Source organism: Dyella sp., assembly GCF_035508675.1.
Lineage (GTDB): Bacteria > Pseudomonadota > Gammaproteobacteria > Xanthomonadales > Rhodanobacteraceae > Dyella_B.
Genome location: NZ_DATJMN010000099.1, coordinates 1 through 4,189, shown reverse-complemented (window position 1 = coordinate 4,189; position 4,189 = coordinate 1). Strand labels below are relative to the sequence as shown.

Sequence of the window (4,189 nt, the reverse complement as noted above, 5' to 3'; positions counted from 1 at the left end):
CACACGCCTGCGGTTATTACCCGGGACGTACGGCACAGAATCTGGTGATCGATCCAGCGGCCCCGCAGCTGGACCGGCTGTACGGCGCGGCGCTGGACCACGGCTTTCGTCGCGCGGGCGGCCATCTGTATTTTCCGCATTGCCCCAGCTGTCACGCCTGCACCCCGTGCCGCATCGACGTGGCGAACTTCAAGCCGGACCGTTCGCAGCGCCGCTGCCTGAAACGCAATGACGACCTGGTCGTGCGCGAGTGCATGGCCGGCTACAACAGCGAACGCCACGCGTTGTACTCACGCTACCTGCGCACACGCCATCCCGGTGGCGGCATGGACGAAGCCGAAGCAAGCGACTTCCGCCGCTTCCTGACCGCACCGTGGAGCCCCACGGTGTTTCTGGAATTGCACCAGGGCGAGCGCCTGCTCGCGGTGGCCGTCACCGACGTGTGCATCACCGGCATTTCGGCCGTCTATACGTTCTACGATCCCGACGAACTTGAACGCGGCCTGGGCACCTTCGCCATCCTGCAGCAGATTGAGCTGGCCAAGCGCCGCGGCATTCCGTGGGTGTACCTGGGGTTTTGGATCGAAGGCCATCCTAAGATGGATTACAAGCGGCGCTTCAAGCCGTTGCAGATACGCACGGCCGAGGGCTGGGTGGATCTGAAGCGCGATTGAGCGATCGCGCTCCGCCTCGCTCTACCTGCCGAGTAACCCCCACCATTCTTCGTTGCCCGCTACTGGTCTAACGGACGTGGCAAGTTTGTAAAACTTGATACACGCCATGATTCGCTCCCTCCCCTGCGACAGTAGGGGAGGGCTGGGGTGGGGTTGCTTGGGCTTTAGCGTGCAACCGAATCTCGCCATGATTCCTGACGGCACGAAGTACATCGCAGCGATGTCAACTTTTCACGCTCGCTGCGCTCGCACCCCACCCTAGCCCTCCCCTACTTCGCAGGGGAGGGAACCGTGTGTCGCGATGATCCAGATCCCGCTTCGCTTGAGTGCAAATGGTAGAAGCGCCTCAAGCCTTCTCGGCCACCGCCTGCACTTTGGGGTACGGAAACAACTTCACCAACGGCACCGACACGCCATCGTCGCCCATCACGCGGCAGTGCGTGCGATCCAGTTCGCGCGGATCGTCCACGCCGCAGCTGTGCGCGATGATGCCCACTTCGTACATCACATTGCGCGCGTAGTTGGCCACACGTTCGCTCTTGTCCATCACCACCAGCCCGCGCTGCAAGCGTGGATTCTGCGTGGTGATGCCGGTGGGGCAGGTGTTGCGATTGCACTGCAGCGACTGGATGCAGCCCAAAGCCAGCATGAAGCCGCGCGCCGAGTTCACGAAATCCGCCCCCATCGACAACGCCCATGCCACGTCGTACGCGGTGATGCATTTGCCCGAACAGATCACCTTGATGCGATCGCGCAGCCCGCGTTCGATCAAGGTGTTGACCAGTTCCGGCAAGGCCTCGCGCAACGGCAGGCCGACGCCTTCCATCAGCGTTTGCGGCGCCGCGCCGGTACCGCCCTCGGAACCGTCGACGATGATGAAATCCGGCGCGCTTTCGATGCCGCGCCTGGTCACTTCATCGCACAGCTCACTGATCCATCCCATGTCGCCGAACACGGCCTTGAAGCCGGTAGGCTTGCCGGTGAGATCGCGGATATGGCCAATGGCATCCATCAGTTCGCGCACGTTGCCGATATCCAGGTGGCGATTGGGACTTTGCGAATCCGTGCCCATCGGAATGCCGCGGATCGCGGCGATTTCCGCGGTGACCTTGGCCCCGGGCAGCAAGCCGCCCATGCCGGGCTTGGCGCCCTGCCCCAGCTTGATGCTGACCATCTTCACCTGCTGGTGCGCGCAGATCGCCAGCAGCTTGTCGTCATCGAGCTTGCCGTCGGGCGTGCGCACACCGTATTTGGCGGTGCCGATCTCGAACACGATGTCGCAACCGCCTTCCAGGTGATACGGCGCCAGGCCGCCTTCGCCGGTGTCCATCCAGATGCCGGCCTTGGCGGCGCCGATCGACAAGGCGCGCACGGCTGGCGCCGACAGCGCGCCGAAACTCATCGCCGAGATGTTGAAGAACGCCGCGTGATCGTAAGGCTCGCGCGTATACGGCCCGATGCGCACAGGCTGGGGCTTCACGTGCATCTGGCCCAGCGCCGGAAACGCGGCATTGACGAAAAACGGCACGCCTTCCAGATGCAGGTCGCGCGTGGAGCCGAACGCATTGGTGTTCTCCGTGTTCTTCGCCGCGCGATACACCCACATGCGCTGTGCGCGGTTGAACGGCATTTCCTCGCGATCGCTGGAATACAGATACTGGCGGAAGAACTCACCCAGATGCAGGAACCAGTAACGGAAATGCCCGATCACCGGATAATTGCGCAGCACCGAGTTGTGCGTCTGGTGGCGGTCGACGAACCACGTGACCCCGATCACCAGAATGGCGATCACCAACAGCAGCATGAACAGCACTGCAAAGGTTTCTACCAGTACCACCAGCCAATGCGAGAAACCTGTCGCTTCCATCGTTGTTCTCCTGAGTCTGTTGCTGCCGCTGCCGACGCTGGCGGAAAGATGTTACAGCTCGATCCGGATCGCTTTGGCCGCGCGAATCGCCTTGGCCTTGGCCGCCTCGATGTGGTTATCGCGCGCGAGCGTGACAGCCATGCGGCGGCGCCCTTTCACTTCCGGCTTGCCGAAGATGCGCACTTGCGTATCCGCTTCCGCCAGCGCCTCCGCTAGTCCGTAATAACGCGGCGCACGACCTGCGCCCTCCATCAGCACCGCGCATGAGGCGGAAGGGCCTTGCTGGCGGATCGCCGGGATGGGCAAGCCCAGGATGGCGCGCGCGTGCAAGGCGAATTCCGACAGGTCTTGCGAGATCAGCGTAACCAGCCCGGTATCGTGCGGCCGCGGGCTGACTTCGGAGAAAATCACGCTGTCGCCCTTGACGAAGAACTCCACGCCGAACACACCCCAGCCGCCCAGCGCGCCCGTAATGGCTTCGGCTTGGCGCTGCGCTTCGGCCAGGGCGGCCTCGCTCATCGGCTGCGGCTGCCAGGATTCGCGGTAATCGCCGTCTTCCTGGCGATGGCCGATCGGCGCGCAGAAGCGCGTGCCATCCTTGTGCCGCACCGTCAGCAAGGTGATTTCGTAATCGAAGGCCACGAAGCCTTCGACGATTACGCGCCCCTTGCCGGCACGCCCGCCGGATTGGGCATAATCCCAGGCCGGCTGCGCGCCGGCCGCATCGCGCACCATGCTTTGGCCCTTGCCGGATGAGCTCATCACCGGCTTGATCACGAACGGGTAGCCAATGGCCGCCACCGCTTCGCGGTATTCCGCCTCGTTATCGCAGAAGCGGTACGGCGAGGTTGGCAAACCCAACTGCTCGGCGGCAAGGCGGCGGATACCTTCGCGATCCATGGTCAGCCAGGCGGCGCGCGCGGTGGGAATGACTTTCAAGCCCTCCTTTTCCAGCTCGACCAGCGTGGGCGTGTGGATGGCTTCGATTTCGGGCACCACCAGATCCGGCTTTTCCCGCGCGATCAAGCTGCGCAGGGCGTTGCCGTCCAGCATGTCGATCACGTGGCTGCGATGCGCCACCTGCATGGCCGGCGCATCCGCGTAGCGATCCACCGCAATGACTTCCACCGCAAACCGCTGCAATTCGATCGCCACCTCCTTGCCAAGCTCCCCCGAGCCGAGCAACAGCACTCTCAGGGCATGGTCGGAATGGGGCGTACCGAAAGGCTTCATGGCGGTCTCCAGATAAAGCGCCATTGTACGTCGCCACCCCACGTACCACTGGCAGACGAATCACACTGAACGGGACGCCGTCTTCAAACCCACGCCCAACGCAACCCAGCCGAGAATAAATGCCACGCCGCCGAAGGGCGTCACGATGCCGACCCAGCGTGGCGCGCCCAGCGCCAAGGCATACAGGCTGCCGCTGAACATCACGATGCCCAGCGCAAAACTCCACATGGCCAGGCGGCGCGCCTTGCCTGCACGGCTCACTACGGCAACGGCAAGCGCCAGGGCGTGCCAGAAGTGATATTGCACCGCCGTGCGCCAGAGTTCGTGCTGCGTCGTATCCAGCACATGTTTGAGCGCATGGGCACCGAAGGCGCCCAGCAGCACCGCACTTGCTCCGGCAAGACCGACGAGCACG

Annotated in this window: 4 protein-coding genes; 1 reads left to right on the top strand and 3 read right to left on the bottom strand. The window is 63.5% G+C overall.

Features of this window, described 5'->3' with window-relative positions; all coding sequences use genetic code 11:
• A partial coding sequence (locus tag VMA74_RS05595; protein ID WP_325365640.1) for an arginyltransferase occupies positions 1-674 on the top strand: 674 nt, incomplete at its 5' end.
• A 346-nt stretch (positions 675-1,020) separates the two neighbouring features.
• On the opposite strand, the gene VMA74_RS05590 is transcribed toward VMA74_RS05595, so the two are convergent.
• From VMA74_RS05590 to VMA74_RS05580, 3 genes are read right to left on the bottom strand one after another with little or no spacing between them, the layout of a single operon-like run.
• Complete coding sequence (locus VMA74_RS05590) at positions 1,021-2,541, bottom strand: FMN-binding glutamate synthase family protein (protein WP_325365638.1); 1,521 nt, start codon at positions 2,539-2,541, stop codon at positions 1,021-1,023.
• Positions 2,542-2,592: 51 nt separating this feature from the next.
• Positions 2,593-3,774, bottom strand: coding sequence for a formate-dependent phosphoribosylglycinamide formyltransferase (gene purT, locus VMA74_RS05585; RefSeq protein WP_325365636.1), 1,182 nt, complete (start codon positions 3,772-3,774; stop codon positions 2,593-2,595).
• 60 nt (positions 3,775-3,834) lie between these two features.
• Positions 3,835-4,188, bottom strand: a complete 354-nt coding sequence (locus tag VMA74_RS05580; RefSeq protein WP_325365634.1) for a DUF423 domain-containing protein — start codon at positions 4,186-4,188, stop codon at positions 3,835-3,837.
• Position 4,189 lies beyond the last annotated feature (1 nt).